This is a genomic window from Pseudoalteromonas sp. S554 (assembly GCF_005930865.1).
Lineage (GTDB): Bacteria > Pseudomonadota > Gammaproteobacteria > Enterobacterales > Alteromonadaceae > Pseudoalteromonas > Pseudoalteromonas marina.
In genome coordinates this window covers 1-429 of the sequence record NZ_PNDV01000174.1, presented here as the reverse complement: position 1 = coordinate 429, position 429 = coordinate 1, and the positions used below count along the sequence as shown (strand labels likewise).

1 protein-coding gene is annotated in these 429 nt (G+C 36.6%); it reads right to left on the bottom strand.

Annotation, left to right across the window (positions count from 1 at the left end; all coding sequences use genetic code 11):
- Window positions 1–80: 80 nt before the first annotated feature.
- The coding region (locus CWB65_RS19960; RefSeq protein ID WP_212750959.1) for a hypothetical protein at window positions 81–429 on the bottom strand (349 nt) is incomplete at its 5' end.

Sequence of the window (429 nt, the reverse complement as noted above, 5' to 3'; positions counted from 1 at the left end):
AACGAATTTGTTTATTGATTTAGAATTGACCGTCAATTTATAAAAACGGTCAAAAAGAAAACTAATGCCTATTGACAGAGTTAAGGCTCATATGTGTTATGCTTGACCAACTTATTTCGCTTAAGCGTCCTTAACAACCTAAATAACCTATATCTAGTTGTCGGGTGGAGAGAGTGCGACTCAACAACTTCTTCAGTATTGTTGAAGAGCGCTTTTGCAATGGCTCTTCCTGTCGATAGTAGTTCATATGCTTGATCATTGTTGATTGTATAGAAGATTCCTTCCTTATCCTCTTGACCTGAATACTCAGAGCCGAACTTTCTAGCGATTAATGCTTCTCGAAGACTATTTCTATCGTTTTTTAATTGAATTACACCGAACAAGGCCGGATTATATAGTGGCCATTCAGTGTAGTGGTCAATAAAATTT